A 15882-nucleotide genomic window follows, 5' to 3' on the forward strand; every position below is an offset into this window, starting at 1 on the left:
TCAGCCTCGCTCGCCACTGATGGATACCGGCGGGAAGGGATAGCGCTCGTCGCGCTCCACCCAATCCATGAAATCGGCGCGGGCACCGGGGAACCCCACCAGTTGCCAGCCGGCCAGGCCTTGGTTGCCGCCGTGCAGAGGGTCGCTGAAGAAGCCTTCGCGGGTGTTGAGCCAGAGCATGGCGAAGAAGGTCGCGGCGGGCACCGACTGGAACTGCGCCTTGCCACTGTCCAGGGCTTCCAGGGCCTGCTCCTGTTGCGCAAGGGGCATCTCGGCGAAGGGCTTTTGCCACTGCGCCTTGCACCAGGCATCGGTCTCCTGGATACCCAGGCGATAGATTTCCTGGGGGCTGAGCTTGAGCTGGTAGCCCAGTTCGGCCGGGGCATCCGGGTGGAACGGCCCCTGCATGTACCACAGGCCACCGCTGCCATAGCGGGTATTGAGCTGGCGGTCGATGAACTCCGGCACACCGGCCTGCGCAGCACCAGGGCCCAGTGCATCGGCCGGAATCAGCACCGACACGGCAGCGACGATGAACGCCCATTCTTCAGCGCTGAAGAAAGTCGGCTGGTAGGCGCGGGCCTGAACCTGGGCTTTTTCTCGGGCCGCAGGGGATGCGGGTTTGGCAGTTTCGGCAAGCACGACCCCGCCCATGCCGGTACTGGCGAGGGTCGCCACCGGAATGAGGGTCAGTGATTTGCGCAGGAACTCGCGTCGCGCCGGTTGCGCGAAGGCAGGTTCGTCGTTAGGCATGGCTTGAGCCTCTCCTTTAACAAGTCAATCAGGTCATACAAGGCATACGCTCCGTTCGTGCGGGACTGTTGTTGTTTTCGGGGGTAGCCTCGGCAAGCCTGCAACGAGCCACGCTGGGGCCCGTGCAGGCTCCGTCCGGTCAGCCTGCCCGGCGCTCCCAGGCCTGGGGGTTCACCAGGTTCGCCGGCCGCTCGCCGGCCAGCGCGGCGAGCAGGTTGTCCACCGCGCAACGGGCCATGGCTTCGCGGGTTTCCTGGGTGGCCGAGCCGATGTGCGGGGTCACCACCAGGTTGTCCAGTTGCAGCAGCGGCGAGTCCACAGGCAACGGCTCGCGAACGAAGACGTCCAGGCCGGCGCCACGGATGCGCCGCTCGCGCAGGGCCTGCAGCAGCGCCGGCTCGTCCAGCACCCGGCCACGGGAGATGTTCACCAGGATCGCCGAGGGCTTCATCAGCGCCAGTTCCCGCTCGCCGATGAGGTTTTCCGTCTCTGGGCCAAGGGGCACGCACAGGCAGACGAAATCGGACTCTGCCAGCAAGGCGTCGAGGCTGCGGTGACGAGCCCCATGCCGCGCCTGCACCTCGGGGCGCGGCCGCCGGGTGTGATACAGCACCTGCATACCAAAGCCGGCCTGGGCCCGGCGCGCCAGGGCTTCGCCGATGCGCCCCATGCCGACGATGCCGAGGGTCTTGCCGTGCACGTCGCAGCCGAACTGCGCCGGGCCGATGCCAGCACGCCAGTGGCCATCGCGGATCCAGCCGTCCAGCTCGACCACCCGCCGGGCGCAGGCCAGCAGCAGGGCGAAGCCGGTGTCGGCGGTGGTCTCGGTGAGCACGTCGGGGGTGTTGGTCAGCAGCACGCCGCGGCGGTCCAGTTCGTCGATGTCGTAGTTGTCCACCCCCACCGACACACTGGAGACCACTTCAAGCTGCGGCGCCAGGCCCAGCAGCGCGCTGTCCAGGCGCAGGCTCGCGCCGAGCAGCCCATGGGCCCCAGGCAGTGCCGCACGCAGGCGGGCCAGGCCATCGGCAGACGGGGCCTCGACCAAGGTCACCTCGGCGTGAGCCTGCAGACGCTGCATGAGCTCATCGGACAGGCGTTTGTAGAGGACGATGCGTTTTTTCATGATCGGTACCTATTGGCTGGGCGCCAGGCGGGAGCGACGCGCCTGGTGCGACGGATTGAGGATGGCGGTCAGGGCCACGGCCAGCAGCAGCGAGCCGCACATGAACAGGTAGGAAGCCCCGGGGCCACCGGTGACGCCGTTGAGGTAGCCGACCAGCCAGGAGCCGGAGAACGAGCCCAGCGCGCCCATGCTGTTGATCAGCGCCATGGCGCCGCCGGCGACGTTGCTCGGCAACACCTCGGGCACGATGGCGAAGAACGGGCCATAGGGGGCGTACATGCAGGCGCCGGCGATCACCAGCAGCGCGTAGGACCACCAGAAATGCTCGGTGCCCAGGCTGTAGGAGCCGTAAAAGGCCAAGGCGGCGATCAGCAGCGGTGGCCAGACGAAGCGCTTGCGCTTCTGCATCCGGTCGGACGCCCAGGACACGCCGAGCATCGCCAGCACCGCCACCAGGTACGGCACCGCCGACAGCCAGCCGGCGGTGACGATGTCCACGGAGGCCGCGTGCTTGAGGATCGACGGCAGCCAGAGGACGAAACCGTAGACCCCGATGCTCCAGCAGAAGTACTGCAGCGACAGCACGATCACCTTGGGCGAGCGGAAGGCCTCGCGGTAGTTCTTCACCGGCGCGATACCTTGTTGCTCGGCGTCCAGAGCCTCCTGCAGCGCTGTCTTCTCGCCTTCGCTGAGCCACTTGGCCTGGGCCGGGCGGTCATCCACCAGGCGCCACCAGATGAAGGCCCAGAACACCGCCGGCAGGCCCTCGATGATGAACATCCAGCGCCAGTCGAAGTGCTTGACCAGATAGCCGGAGACCACCGACATCCAGAGGATGGTCACGGGATTGCCGAGGATCAGGAAGGTATTGGCCCGCGAACGCTCGGCACGGGTGAACCAGTGGCACAGGTAGATGAGCATGGCTGGCATCACGGCAGCCTCCACCACGCCGAGCAAGAAGCGGATGCCGATCAGCAGGTACACGTCCTGGACCATGCCGGTGAGGGTCGCAAGGCCGCCCCAGAGGATCAGGCTGACGAAGATCAGTTTCTTCACGCTGCGCTTTTGCGCATAGATCGCGCCAGGCACCTGGAAGAAGAAATACCCCAGGAAGAACAGCGCCCCCAGCAACGAGGACAACGCCGGGGTGATGTGCAGGTCGTCGGCCATGCCGGAGGCTGCGGCGAAGCCGTAGTTGGCACGGTCAAGGTAGGCCAGGCTGTAGGTGATGAAGACGATGGGCATGATGTACCACCAACGGCGTGGCGCGAGTCGTTCGATCGGCATGATGTTTCTCCTGAGCTTTTTGTTTTTGTTGCAACAGGTACCGGCCGGGCCGGTGGTTCAGGGTTCAGCCGCCACAGCGGCCTTCGTAATCGTCCAGTTCATGGCGCTGCGGCAGGCCTTCCATGTCGCCGCGCGACTGCACCGCGCGGCTGCCGCACCAGTTGCCTCGCGTCACGGCGCGGCGCAGGTCGTGGCCCTCGAGCAAGGCGCTGATCACGCCGACGGCGAAGGCATCGCCCGCCCCGACCGTGTCCACCACCTGGGCCACCGGTCGAGGGGCGACCACACCTTCGCCACCGCGGGCATCGCGAAAATACGCGCCCTCGGCACCCAGCTTGATGGCCACGCATTGCACGCCGTGCTCCAGGTAGAAGCCGGCGATGGCCTCCGGGGTCTGCCGGCCGGTGAGCAGGCGGCCCTCCTCCAGCCCCGGCAGTACCCAGTGGGCCTTGACCGCCAGGGCATTGATCTCGCGCACCATGGTCTGGCGGTCCGGCCATAGCGAGGGCCGCAGGTTGGGGTCGAAGGAAATACTGCGGCCGTTGGCGCGCATGGTATCCAGCAGCCGGTGGGACAGCTCGCGGCAGGTCGCCGACAAGGCCGGCGGGATGCCCGTGGCGTGCAGGTGGCGCGCCTGCAACAGTTCAGGACGCAGCGCTGCCGGCGACAGGCGACTGGCCGCCGAGCCACGGCGGAAATACTCCACCTGCGGGTCGCTGCCATCGTCGCAGCGCGCCTTGAGCTGAAAGCCAGTGGGATGCTCGGGGTCGACCTCGACAGCGTCGCAGCCCAGGCCTTCGCGGCGCAGGCTGGCCAGCACGAACGCCCCCAGGGAGTCGTCGCCGACACGGCTCAGCCAGTTCACCCGCAGGCCCAGACGTGCCAAGCCGATGGCCACGTTGCTGTCGGCACCGGCGATGCGCTTGCCGAAGCCTTGCACCTGGGCCAGGTCACCGCAGTGTTCGGCGACGAACATGGCCATGGTCTCGCCGAAGCACAACACATCATGTTCAGCCATGGCGCACCTGCGAACCCAACTGGGCCAGGTGCGCGACCTGCCGCCGGGTCAAGGCTGGCAGGTCGTCGCCAGCCAGGGGGTATTCGATGGCGCGCGGCACGCCGGGCGCGAAATGGCTCATCAGCTCGCACCACTGCGCAAGGTCGTCAGGTTGCGGCGCCACCGCCACCAGGCGCCCGTCGTCACGACGCACCACGGCCTTGCAATGTACGTAGCGCACCCAGCGCCCCAACAGTTGCGCCGCCTGCAAGGGCGATTCGTCCTGCCAGTGCCAGTTGCCGATGTCGAAGGTCATCCCGGGTGCCAGGCCTTGTTCTTCTGCGCGCTGGAAGAAGCGCAACAGGGGCTCGAGGCGACCACCCTGGACGGTCTGGTCGTTCTCCACGAACAGGGCCGCGCTGTGCCCCAGCAGGGGGCGCAAGGCCTCGAGGTCGCAATCGTCGCGGTAGTGGCCCAACGAGACTTTCAACGCCACGGCCCCGATCGCGCAGGCCAGGCGCAACCGCCCGGCCACCTCCGGCTCCAGGCTGCCGTCCTCGCGCCAGAGCTCCAGCGGCGTCGAATAGAGGCTTTCCAGGCCCTGCTCGGCACTGGCCGTGGCCAGCATGACGGCATCCGGCCACGCCTCGAACAGTTCTTCGCGCCACTCGACACGGCTGGCGCCGGACGCAGCCAAGAGCGGCAGGTAGGCGAGCTGGCCCTGGCGCTTCACGGCATCGGCACCGAAGCTCGACAGGCTGATGGAAACGGGGTGCGTGTGCATGGTCGTTTGTCCTTGTTTTTGTTGATATGAAACCGGTTTCATTTTCAGGCGAAGAGACGGCGCGGCAGCGGGCCGCGCCGGCTTCAGTCGCGTATCGGGGTGGAGTTTCGCACGATGAGTTCGGCCCGCAGGTCCATGCGCCGCGCGGGCAAGCGGCTGCCCTGCAGACGCTCCAACAGGCATTGGAAGGCTGCGGCGCCGATGCGTTCGGTGGGTTGCGCCAAGGCGGTGATGCCCCCCCCGACCAAGGGGTACCAGTCCAGTTCGTCGAGCGCTACCAGGCCCAGGTCACGGAACAGGTGCTCCCCCCGTTCGCGCAGGTTGCGCATGACTTCGAGCGTGGCCACGCCGTTGCAGGTGAACAGGGCCTGCGGTCCGTGGCCGGCGCTGGCGAGAAAGCCCGCCAGTCGCTCGTGTAGGTTGCCACCCACTTCTATCACCTGACCTCGTAGCCCACGCCGCCGGGCGATGGAAGCCTGGAAAGCCGACACCCGCTCTTGCCGTGAACTGGTACCGTCGAGGGGCTCGCTGATGGCCAGGATGTCGCGGTAACCACGCTGCTGCAGATGATCGAGGGCTTGCTCGACCGCATCGGCGTTGTCCAGGCCCACCAGGTCGGCCTGCAACTCCGCCAGTTGGCGATCCACCAGCACCATGGGCAGTTCACGGGCAAGGCTGGACAACTCGCCGGCATGATGGCCGAGGGTATTCACGATCAGGCCATCGACGTTGTACGACTGCAGGGCCTGCAGGTGCAGGCGCTCCTGCTCGTCGTCGCAATCGGTGTTGCACACCACCAGGCTATAGCCATGCTGGCGGCAGGCAGTCTCAACGCCGTGCATCACCGCGACGGAATAAGGGTTGCGGATATCCGCCAGGAGCATGCCGACCAGCCGCGTGTGGCCACGCTTGAGGGCGCTGGCCATGCGGCTGGGGCGGTAGTCGAGCTGCTCGATCACCGCCTCGATGCGCTGCGCGGTGGCGTCGGCGAGCAGTTGCCGATCACCGCCGATATAACGCGACACCGTGGCCTTGGAAACACCGGCGGCCTTGGCTACGTCACTGATGGTGGCCCGCCCGCGAGCTGGCGAAAGTATCTTGTCCACCCTGTCACCTTTTTGTTTGCACTTGTGCTGGTAGGGTTGATGAAACCGGTTTCAATAAATCAGGGATGGCCGGCTTCGTCAAGCGCACAAGGCGTTCAGGGTTGTCGGGGTTTGAGTGGAAAGCGTAACGGCATCGCTACTGGAAGATGGCGTCCCCGGCAGGAATCGAACCTGCATCAAGGCCTTAGGAGGGCCCCGTTCTATCCATTAAACTACGAGGACGGATAGCTCGGCCCCCTTGGCCATACGGCATGCAGAAGGGAGCGACGGTCGTGCGGCCTTGCACGGGCCAGCCTGGCGCGCAAGAACGGCGAGCATGTTAACCAGCGATCCGCCGTTTGTCATGTCTCAATCGGGCTTTTTGCACGTAATCCTTTTCTGCCCTAGCTCGCCGGGGCATGCACCACCCTGTCGATCACGCCTTCCCGGGCCAGCAGGTCGAGCAAGACAGTGACCGTCGTGTCCAACGAAGCGGAATTGTCCAAAACATGCGTCGCAGGATCGTCATCGGCCTGCAGGCGAGCGCTGCGCGCCAAGCGTCGTTCGATCTCCAGGGCGCTCTCCCGCCCCCTGGCGAGCAAGCGCTGGCGCAGGACCTGCGGCGCCACTTCAAGGCGGATCGCCAACAGCCCGGGATAGCGTCGGCGCGCCTCGGCCAGGTAACCGCGCGAGCCATTGACCAGCACAGGGCAACCCGCTGCCAGCCAGTCATCGATCTGCGCGGGAATGCCGTAGGCCAGGCCATTGGCCTGCCAATGCATCGCAAAAGCCCCCGCCGCCCGCATTTCTTCGAAGCGTTCGGTGCTGACCCCATGGGCATCCTCGCCCCTGGCTTCTGCCGAGCGAGTGATGACCCGCTTGGCGATCCGCACCCCATTGGCCATCAATTGCCCGCGAGCCGCCTCGATCAGGGAATCTTTTCCCGATCCGGAAGGTCCAAGCAAAAATACCAGGCGACCTGCTGGGGTGGTCGTGCCGCTTGCGTCATGCTGCATTGCCACTATGCTCAATTGAAAACCTGCACGTTTTTGATTTTTACCGGGCCTTTGCTGATTTTTACCAGATTTTGACGACAAAGGCCTGACGAGGCGACAAACCGGGAAAAGCAAAACTTTTCAAACCAGTACTCATTTCTGATAATTGGTACTGGCAAAAAGCCTTTATCCGGATCACTATTTGTCACAGAATTGACGCCAAGGAAACGGCGACCATAAGGCAAGATGAGCACCCGAATTGCATCACGGTTGAACATTTTGCCGTCGCCACGGTCGTACTTCCATCGTGCGGCCAATTTGAGAACCGCTTCCCCTTGAAACCTGAAAAACCGGTCAATTTAATATGCGCCCAATGAAACAGGCTATCTATTCGAGCCGCACCGCTGACAAGTTCGTCGTCCGCCTGCCAGACGGAATGCGTGAGCGCATTGCCGAGGTAGCGCGCAACCATCACCGCAGCATGAACTCCGAAATCATCGCGCGCCTGGAGCAGAGCCTCATCCAGGAAGGCGCGCTGGGCGACGAGCTGAGCATGCGCCTGGACAGCCCCGAGCTGACCCTGCACGAACGTGAGCTGCTGCAACGCTTCCGTCAACTTACCCACCGCCAGCAGAACGCCCTGGTCGCCCTGATCGCCCATGACGTGGAAATGGCTGCAGACGCTTCCTGACCGACGCCAACCCCAGCAAAAAAGCCAGCGTAAGCTGGCTTTTTTCGTTGTGGCTCAGTGATCGCCCTTCAGGGCCGCTTGCCCGCGATGGGCTGCACTGCAGCCCCAGGATGACAGCCCCTACGGCATGCTCAAAGCAGAAACAGCGTCGCCAACCCCAGGAAGATGAAGAAGCCGCCGCTATCGGTGACCGCGGTGATCATAACGCTCGAGCCCATCGCCGGGTCGCGTCCCAGGCGTGTCAGGGTCATGGGAATCAGCACACCCATGAGCGCCGCCAGCAACAGGTTCAAGGTCATTGCCGCGGTCATCACCAGCCCCAGCGACCAACTGCCGTAGAGCCAGAACGCCACCGCACCGATCACCCCGCCCCAGATCAGGCCGTTGAGCAGCGAAACCGCCAGCTCCTTGCGCATCAGGCGGCTGGTGTTGCCTGGCGAGACCTGGTCCAACGCCATGGCGCGAACGATCATGGTGATGGTCTGGTTGCCCGAGTTGCCGCCGATACCCGCCACGATCGGCATCAGGGCGGCCAACGCGACCAGCTTCTCGATCGAGCCCTCGAACAGGCCGATCACCCGCGAGGCCAGGAAGGCCGTGATCAGGTTGATGGCCAACCAGGCCCAGCGGTTGCGCAGCGAGCGCCAGACCGAGGCGAAGATATCTTCCTCTTCGCGCAAACCGGCCATGTTCAACACTTCGCTCTCGCTTTCCTCACGGATCAGGTCGACCATCTCGTCGATGGTCAGGCGGCCGATAAGGCGATCGCCCTTGTCCACCACCGGAGCGGAAATCAAGTCATAGCGCTCGAAGGCCTGGGCTGCGTCGTAGGCATCCTCCTCGGGGTGGAAGGTCACCGGGTCGGTGGCCATGACCTCCGCGACCTTTTTCTCCGGATCGTTGACCAGCAGACGCTTGATCGGCAGCACGCCCTTGAGCAGGCCGTCGTAGTCGACCACGAACACTTTGTCGGTATGACTGGGCAGCTCCTTGAGCCGGCGCAGGTAACGCAGCACCACCTCCAGGCTGACATCCTCACGGATGGTCACCATCTCGAAGTCCATCAGCGCACCGACTTGCTCCTCGTCGTAGCTCAGGGCCGAGCGCACACGCTCGCGCTGCTGGGCATCGAGGCTTTCCATCAGCTCATGGACAACGTCGCGCGGCAGCTCCGGCGCCAGGTCGGCCAGTTCGTCGGCATCCATTTCCTTGGCAGCGGCGAGCAGCTCGTGATCGTCCATGTCGGCGATCAGGGTCTGGCGTACGGCGTCGGAGACTTCGAGCAGGATGTCGCCGTCGCGCTCGGAGCGGACCAATTGCCAGACCGTCAGGCGGTCGTCGAGCGGCAGGGCCTCGAGGATGTAGGCGATATCGGCGGGGTGCAGGTCGTCGAGCTTGCGCTGCAGCTCGACCAGGTTCTGGCGGTGGACGAGATTTTCCACCAGGTCGTGATGGTGACCTTCCTGACGGTGCGTCAGGTCCTCGACCACCCGTTGGCGCTGCAGCAGCTCGATCACCTGGGCAAGGCGATCCTGCAGGCTCTCTTGGGCTTTCTTTACTTCGACTTCGGTCATAGGCGAACTCCACTCCCAGCAGCGGAGCACGCCGGGAGAATCAATCGGTCGGATCTAGCTTGGTAAATCGTGTTATCGAGTAACTACTGGGTAAGTCCATGGTGGTATTCCACAAGCCCCGGCGGGGCTGACGGGCGCAATCATACACTGCATCAGCTGTCAGATCGCTTAAATTTTTGGCCAGAACAATCGTTTGCGCGATAAAGCTGTGACAACGCTGGAAGCCAACAGTGCGACGGCCGATCCAGACTAAAAAGCACATTCGAGTTCGAGCCCATGGAAGATCGCGCAGCTCGGCAGGCTGCACGGTCGTGCAAGGCACGGGTGACATACAGGCCGCCCGCCCCTATTCAGGAGTCTAGCCGGGCATCACTGACAAAACAGTGAAACAGAGAAAAACAAAAAGCCCGCTATAAGCGGGCTTCTTGATGTATGGCGGACTCAGGAGGATTCGAACCTCCGACCGCTCGGTTCGTAGCCGAGTACTCTATCCAGCTGAGCTATGAGTCCGTAGGTGGTATTTTTTAGACCAGATTACCACTGGTGGATGAAGCCGCCTTGATAACCAAAACCGCCTCATTGTGTGGCGGACTCAGGAGGATTCGAACCTCCGACCGCTCGGTTCGTAGCCGAGTACTCTATCCAGCTGAGCTATGAGTCCGTGTCTTGCCGCGCATTATAGTTCGCCAAACTGATTTGCCAAGCACTTTTTCGTTTATTTTCAACTACTTAAGCGATTCGGCCAGTTACGGCGCCCTACACGAAAAATGGCGGTGAAGGGGGGATTCGAACCCCCGATACCCTTTTGAGGTATACTCCCTTAGCAGGGGAGCGCCTTCGGCCACTCGGCCACCTCACCGCAACACGGGGCGTATAATAACCAGACCTTTCCCCGTTTGCAAACCCTTTTTTGAAAAAAAACCGAGAAAAATTAAAGGGTTGGTTCTTCGTCCTTCTCTTTCTTGATCCGCAGGTAGATTTCCTCGCGGTGCACGGCCACTTCCTTAGGGGCACTCACGCCGATACGCACCTGGTTGCCTTTGACACCCAGGACCGTAACGGTGATTTCACCGTCACCAATGATCAGGCTCTCGGCGCACCGACGAGTCAGAATCAACATAGCTTTCTCCTCAAGCAATTCATTCAGGGACAACAGTCTGTGGTAAGCAAGGGCCAGGGCCGGGGACGACGGCTCAAGCCCGGAAGGTCGCTGCGCAAGGCTGGACAGGCGCCTGCGCTGCGGCCAGAAACGCGAAAGGGCGCGGCAAGCCGCGCCCCTCCAGGCAGCGCCTTACTCGCCCTGTCGGGCAGGAGCGTCGAGTTCGAACGCAGTGTGCAACGCGCGCACGGCCAGCTCCAGGTACTTCTCCTCGATGACCACCGACACCTTGATCTCCGAGGTGGAGATCATCTGGATGTTGATGCTCTCCTTGGCCAGGGCCTCGAACATGCGGCTGGCGACACCCGCGTGGGAGCGCATGCCGACGCCGACGATGGACACCTTGGCGATGTTGGTATCGCCGATCACTTCACGTGCACCGATTTCACGGGCAGTGTTCTCGAGCACGCTGTGGGCCTTCTCGTACTCGTTGCGGTGCACGGTGAAGGTGAAGTCGGTGGTGTTATCGTGCGAGACGTTCTGCACGATCATGTCGACTTCGATGTTCGCGGCGCTGATCGGGCCGAGGATCTTGAAGGCAACGCCCGGGGTATCCGGCACGCCGCGAATGGTCAGCTTGGCTTCATCACGGTTGAAGGCGATACCGGAAATGATCGGCTGTTCCATGGATTCCTCTTCATCAATGGTAATGAGGGTACCCGGACCCTCCTTGAAGCTGTGCAACACGCGCAGCGGAACGTTGTACTTGCCGGCGAACTCGACCGAACGGATCTGCAGCACCTTGGAGCCGAGGCTGGCCATCTCCAGCATCTCCTCGAAGGTGATCTTCTCCAGGCGCTGGGCCTGGGGCACCACGCGCGGATCGGTGGTGTAGACGCCATCGACATCGGTGTAGATCTGGCACTCGTCGGCCTTGAGCGCCGCCGCCAGGGCAACGCCGGTGGTGTCGGAGCCGCCACGACCGAGGGTGGTGATGTTGCCGTGCTCGTCGACACCCTGGAAACCTGCCACCACGACCACGCGGCCGGCCTTGAGGTCGGCACGGATCTTCTGGTCATCGATCTGCAGGATGCGCGCCTTGTTGTGCGCGCTGTCGGTGAGGATTCGCACCTGGTTGCCGGTGTAGGACACCGCCGGCACGCCGCGCTTGATCAAGGCCATGGTCAGCAAGGCGATAGTCACTTGCTCGCCGGTCGAGACGATCACGTCCAGTTCGCGGGGAACCGGGTGGTCGCTGATCTGCTTGGCCAGCTCGATCAGGCGATTGGTTTCTCCGCTCATGGCCGACAGCACAACCACCAGGTCAGTGCCTTGCTCGCGGAATTTCTTGACCTTGTCGGCAACCTGCTCGATCCGCTCGATGGAACCGACAGAGGTGCCGCCAAATTTCTGTACGATCAACGCCATTTCAAAGCTGCCTCAGCCCACGATGGGCACCCAATAACAATCCATCACGCCGGGGGCCACTACTAGACAGTGGCCCCCGGTCATCTCAAAGCCCCTGCTCGGCGAACGGCACGGCCAGGGCCAGGGCATCGTCCAGCGCGGCGACGTCGACGCCACCACCCTGGGCCATGTCCGGACGGCCACCGCCCTTGCCACCCACCTTCGCTGCGGCCTGCTTCATCAGGTCGCCGGCCTTGAGTTGGCCGGAGAGGTCCTTGGTCACGCCGGCCACCAGCACGACCTTGCCCTCGTACTCGCTGCCCAGCAGGATCACTGCGTGGCCGAGCTTGTTCTTCAGCTGATCGACCAGGGCCAGCAGGGCCTTGCCGTCCTGCCCATCCAGGCGTGCGGCAAGAACCTTGGCGCCCTTGACCTCAACGGCCGCGTTGGAGAGATCGTCCCCGGCGGCGCTGGCGGCCTTGGCCTGCAGCTGCTCGAGCTGCTTTTCCAGCTGACGGTTGCGCTCGAGCACAGCCGACAGCTTGTCGATCAGGTTGTCACGATTGCCCTTGACCAGCTGCGCAGCTTCCTTGACCTGCTCTTCGGCAGTGTTCAGGTAGGCCAGCGCGGCGGCGCCGGTGATCGCTTCGATACGGCGCACACCCGAGGCCACGCCACCTTCGCTGATGATCTTGAACAGGCTGATATCGCCGGTGCGCTTGGCGTGTATGCCACCGCACAGCTCCACCGAGAAGTCGCCGCCCATGCTCAGCACGCGCACGGTATCGCCGTACTTCTCGCCGAACAGGGCCATGGCGCCCTTGCGCTTGGCGGTTTCGATATCGGTCAGTTCGGTCTGCACCTCGGTGTTCCTGCGCACTTCGCGGTTGACGATCTCTTCCAGCGCCTTGATCTGCTCTGGCTTGACCGCCTCGAAGTGGCTGAAGTCGAAACGCAGGCGCTGGCTGTCGACCAGCGAGCCTTTCTGCTGCACATGCTCGCCCAGCACCTGGCGCAGCGCTTCGTGCAGCAGGTGGGTGGCGGAGTGGTTCAGCGAGGTGGCGTGCTGCACTTCGGCATCGACGCGCGCCTCGACCTGGGCGCCGACACGCAGTTCGCCACTGGCGACCACGCCGTGGTGCAGGAAGGCGCCACCGGTCTTGGTGGTGTCGCGCACGTCGAAGCGCACGCCGCCGGCCTGCAGGTAGCCGGTGTCACCGACCTGGCCGCCGGACTCGGCGTAGAACGGGGTACGGTCCAGGACCACGACGCCCTGCTCGCCTTCACCCAGTCGCTCGACGGCCTGGCCGTCCTTGTACAGGGCAACCACCTTGCCCTGGCCTTCGGTGGTCTCGTAGCCGAGGAAGTCGGTGGCCACGTCGACCTTGACCAGGCTGTTGTAGTCCATGCCGAAGGCGCTGGCGGAACGGGCACGCTCGCGCTGGGCCTCCATTTCGCGCTCGAAACCGGCTTCGTCGATGGTCAGCTCGCGCTCGCGGGCGATGTCGGCGGTCAGGTCCATGGGGAAACCGTAGGTGTCGTACAGCTTGAACACCACGTCGCCCGGGACCACGTCGCCCTGGAGCTGGGCCAGGTCCTGCTCGAGGATGCGCAGGCCCTGCTCGAGGGTCTTGGCGAACTGCTCTTCCTCGGTCTTGAGCACGCGCTCGATGTGCGCCTGCTGGGCCTTGAGCTCGGGGAAGGCATCGCCCATCTCGGCCACCAGGGCCGCGACGATCTGGTAGAAGAAGCTGCCCTTGGCCCCGAGCTTGTTGCCGTGACGGCAGGCGCGGCGGATGATCCGGCGCAGCACGTAGCCACGGCCCTCGTTGGACGGCAGCACGCCGTCGGCGATCAGGAAGCCGCAGGAGCGGATGTGGTCGGCGACCACTTTCAGCGACGGCTGGCCGTCGTTGCTGCAGCCGATGGCCTTGGCCGCGGCCGCCAGCAGGTTGCGGAACAGGTCGATCTCGTAGTTCGAGTGCACGTGCTGCATGACCGCACTGATGCGCTCCAGGCCCATGCCGGTATCCACCGACGGTGCCGGCAGCGGATGCAGCACGCCGTCGGCGGTGCGGTTGAACTGCATGAAGACGTTGTTCCAGATCTCGATGTAGCGGTCACCGTCTTCTTCCGGCGAACCGGGTGGGCCGCCCCAGATTTCCGGGCCGTGGTCGTAGAAGATCTCGGTGCACGGGCCGCAAGGGCCGGTGTCGCCCATGGTCCAGAAGTTGTCGGAGGCGTAGGGCGCGCCCTTGTTGTCGCCGATGCGCACCATGCGCTCGGCCGGGACGCCGATTTCCTTGGTCCAGATGTCGTAGGCTTCGTCGTCGCTCTCGTAGACGGTGACCCACAGCTTGTCCTTGGGCAGGTTCAGCCACTTGTCCGAGGTCAGGAAGGTCCAGGCGAAGGTGATCGCGTCGCGCTTGAAGTAATCGCCGAAGCTGAAGTTGCCCAGCATCTCGAAGAACGTGTGATGACGCGCCGTGTAGCCGACGTTTTCCAGGTCGTTGTGCTTGCCGCCGGCGCGCACGCACTTCTGGCTGCTGACCGCACGGGTGTAGGCGCGCTTTTCCTGCCCGAGGAAGCAGTCCTTGAACTGGTTCATGCCGGCGTTGGTAAACAGCAAGGTCGGGTCATTGCCCGGGATCAGGGAGCTGGAGGCGACTCGAGTATGCCCCTGCTCCTCGAAGAAGCGAAGGAAGGCTTCACGGATTTCTGCGCTTTTCATAGGTTCTTCCACGGAAACGGCGGCCCTTTAAGGCAAACACGTCGAATCGACGAAACGACGGCAAAGGGCCGCATTATATCGGTCCTGCAGTCTCGGTGCAGTGTGTTTATGCGATGGAAACCGCCGTTTGGACGGATTTTCAGGTCGGCACGAACAAAATCATGAGTGGGATGCTATAGCCTGCCTTTCGCCACTGGCAAGCCAATTACGACCCAGGTAGGCGGAAAATGGAACAGCTGGTGAAACAAGGGACTTTCATCAGCGAAGGGATCCAAAAACAGCGGCGCCTGTGCTGCCATTTGGGGCCGCTTCGCGCCCCAGCTTGACGCGCCGCCTACCGATCAGCCCAGCCGCTGTCCAGAATCCGGCACGATCAGGATCCCGGCCCGCAGCCCATTGCGGACCCTGGGGTTGGGGAAGATGATCCGCGCCCCCTCCTCCTCGACGATCCAGCGGGTCTCGGCCAGGTCCTCGGCCAGCAGGTAACCCTTGCTGAGCTCGGAGAAGTTCTCGATGTCCGCCGGCAGGTGCAGGTGGAAGCTGTCGCTGTGCTTGATGATCTCGCGGGCGACGCTGAACAGTTGCAGGCCATCGAGACTCTCGTCGGTCTCCGGCTCGTTGCCCTCGATGATCTGTACCAGGCGGGCTTCCAGGCGGTCGAGGTTGACCTGCTGGTTGTGGCCGAACGGCCGTGCCTTGCCCAGTTCCAGGGTGAAGGCCTCGGCCTCCAGTTGTTCGTAGGTGAAGGCACTGAAGGTGATCGATGCCTTGTTCTGCAACAGCACCGCCTCCATGCCGGCCGCGTGCAGGCGCGCCAGCTCACGACGGGAGTGCTGGCGGCCTTCCTTGTACGGGTAGAGCGCGAACTGCTCGATCTTCGAACCACGGATCGCCGTGTGCAGGTCGTAGTGCAGGCGCGTGCGCTCCGGCTGGCTGAAGAACACCCGGGCGAACTGCTCCAGCTCCGCCGCGCGCAGGGCCTCGGCGCCACTGGACAACTCGTGGCGGCCATTGAACAGGCGGTTGATGTCTTGCTCGACGTAGCGCTCGCCCTTGCGAATCGCCTCAGGGTTGCCGAACAGGAACAACACCCGCGCCCGCGGCTTGATGTCGCCTCGGGCCACGCCATGCAGCAGCGCGTCGAGCAACTCGATGGGCGCGGTCTCGTTGCCATGGATACCCGCCGACAGCAGCAGGTCCAGGCCATTGTCCTTGCCCTGCGGCGGACGCACCTCGAGGGCGCCCTCCCCCAGCCAGCGCAAGCGCACACCCTCGACCGTCACTTGCGTCTTCTCGGCCGGTTCATGATCGGCCAGGGTCAGGTCAAGCAATTTGCCGAGGGCGAGCATAGGG

General features: G+C 63.8%; 14 protein-coding genes and 4 tRNA genes. 1 reads left to right on the forward strand and 17 read right to left on the reverse strand.

Translation table 11 applies throughout. The features are described 5' to 3' along the window. The 9 genes from NJF35_RS16135 to NJF35_RS16175 form a co-directional block, all read right to left on the reverse strand. A complete protein-coding gene (locus tag NJF35_RS16135; protein WP_225789341.1) occupies positions 1 to 753 on the reverse strand; it encodes a gluconate 2-dehydrogenase subunit 3 family protein in 753 nt (250 codons plus the stop codon). A gap of 139 nt (positions 754 to 892) precedes the next feature. Continuing rightward, a complete protein-coding gene (locus tag NJF35_RS16140; protein WP_225789342.1) occupies positions 893 to 1879 on the reverse strand; it encodes a 2-hydroxyacid dehydrogenase in 987 nt (328 codons plus the stop codon). 9 nt (positions 1880 to 1888) lie between these two features. Continuing rightward, the gene (locus NJF35_RS16145; protein WP_225789343.1) at positions 1889 to 3166 is read right to left on the reverse strand and encodes an MFS transporter; all 1278 of its coding nucleotides are present in this window, start codon (positions 3164 to 3166) and stop codon (positions 1889 to 1891) included. A gap of 64 nt (positions 3167 to 3230) precedes the next feature. Next, the gene (locus NJF35_RS16150; protein WP_225789344.1) at positions 3231 to 4184 is read right to left on the reverse strand and encodes a sugar kinase; all 954 of its coding nucleotides are present in this window, start codon (positions 4182 to 4184) and stop codon (positions 3231 to 3233) included. Beyond that, entirely contained in the window at positions 4177 to 4947 is a 771-nt protein-coding gene (locus NJF35_RS16155; RefSeq protein WP_225789345.1) for a sugar phosphate isomerase/epimerase family protein, read from the reverse strand. Before NJF35_RS16155 ends, NJF35_RS16150 begins: the two co-directional genes overlap by 8 nt. Positions 4948 to 5030: 83 nt before the next feature. Then, positions 5031 to 6053 carry a LacI family DNA-binding transcriptional regulator gene (locus tag NJF35_RS16160; RefSeq protein WP_225789346.1) on the reverse strand — a complete coding sequence of 341 codons (1023 nt, stop codon included), beginning with the start codon at positions 6051 to 6053 and terminating at the stop codon, positions 5031 to 5033. A 147-nt stretch (positions 6054 to 6200) separates the two neighbouring features. Further along, positions 6201 to 6275 (reverse strand) — tRNA-Arg (locus NJF35_RS16165). A gap of 161 nt (positions 6276 to 6436) precedes the next feature. Then, positions 6437 to 7048, reverse strand: a complete 612-nt coding sequence (gene phnN, locus NJF35_RS16170; protein ID WP_225789375.1) for a phosphonate metabolism protein/1,5-bisphosphokinase (PRPP-forming) PhnN — start codon at positions 7046 to 7048, stop codon at positions 6437 to 6439. Positions 7049 to 7059: 11 nt separating this feature from the next. Beyond that, a complete protein-coding gene (locus tag NJF35_RS16175) occupies positions 7060 to 7305 on the reverse strand; it encodes a hypothetical protein (protein ID WP_225789376.1) in 246 nt (81 codons plus the stop codon). An 86-nt stretch (positions 7306 to 7391) separates the two neighbouring features. Here NJF35_RS16175 and NJF35_RS16180 point away from each other — a divergent pair, with 86 nt between their 5' ends. Further along, a complete protein-coding gene (locus NJF35_RS16180; RefSeq protein ID WP_225789347.1) occupies positions 7392 to 7718 on the forward strand; it encodes an Arc family DNA-binding protein in 327 nt (108 codons plus the stop codon). Between the two features lie 131 nt (positions 7719 to 7849). Here the strand turns inward: NJF35_RS16180 and mgtE are convergent, their stop codons facing one another. The 8 genes from mgtE to astE all read right to left on the reverse strand — a co-directional run bounded on the left by mgtE (position 7850) and on the right by astE (position 15878). Then, complete coding sequence (gene mgtE / locus NJF35_RS16185) at positions 7850 to 9292, reverse strand: magnesium transporter (RefSeq protein WP_225789348.1); 1443 nt, start codon at positions 9290 to 9292, stop codon at positions 7850 to 7852. 433 nt (positions 9293 to 9725) lie between these two features. Further along, a tRNA-Arg gene (locus tag NJF35_RS16190) sits at positions 9726 to 9802 on the reverse strand. 74 nt (positions 9803 to 9876) lie between these two features. Continuing rightward, positions 9877 to 9953: transfer RNA gene (locus NJF35_RS16195), tRNA-Arg, on the reverse strand. A gap of 107 nt (positions 9954 to 10060) precedes the next feature. Further along, positions 10061 to 10151, reverse strand: a tRNA-Ser gene (locus NJF35_RS16200). 72 nt (positions 10152 to 10223) lie between these two features. Continuing rightward, the gene (gene csrA / locus NJF35_RS16205) at positions 10224 to 10412 is read right to left on the reverse strand and encodes a carbon storage regulator CsrA (RefSeq protein WP_043209419.1); all 189 of its coding nucleotides are present in this window, start codon (positions 10410 to 10412) and stop codon (positions 10224 to 10226) included. 171 nt (positions 10413 to 10583) lie between these two features. Further along, the gene (locus tag NJF35_RS16210; RefSeq protein ID WP_225789349.1) at positions 10584 to 11819 is read right to left on the reverse strand and encodes an aspartate kinase; all 1236 of its coding nucleotides are present in this window, start codon (positions 11817 to 11819) and stop codon (positions 10584 to 10586) included. An 85-nt stretch (positions 11820 to 11904) separates the two neighbouring features. Then, on the reverse strand, positions 11905 to 14529 hold the full coding sequence (gene alaS, locus NJF35_RS16215) for an alanine--tRNA ligase (protein ID WP_225789350.1): 2625 nt from the start codon (positions 14527 to 14529) through the stop codon (positions 11905 to 11907). 341 nt (positions 14530 to 14870) lie between these two features. Then, on the reverse strand, positions 14871 to 15878 hold the full coding sequence (astE, locus tag NJF35_RS16220; RefSeq protein ID WP_253091262.1) for a succinylglutamate desuccinylase: 1008 nt from the start codon (positions 15876 to 15878) through the stop codon (positions 14871 to 14873). Positions 15879 to 15882 lie beyond the last annotated feature (4 nt).

Origin of the sequence: Pseudomonas guariconensis (assembly GCF_024127895.1) — a bacterium.
Classification (GTDB): Bacteria; Pseudomonadota; Gammaproteobacteria; order Pseudomonadales; family Pseudomonadaceae; genus Aquipseudomonas; species Aquipseudomonas guariconensis_B.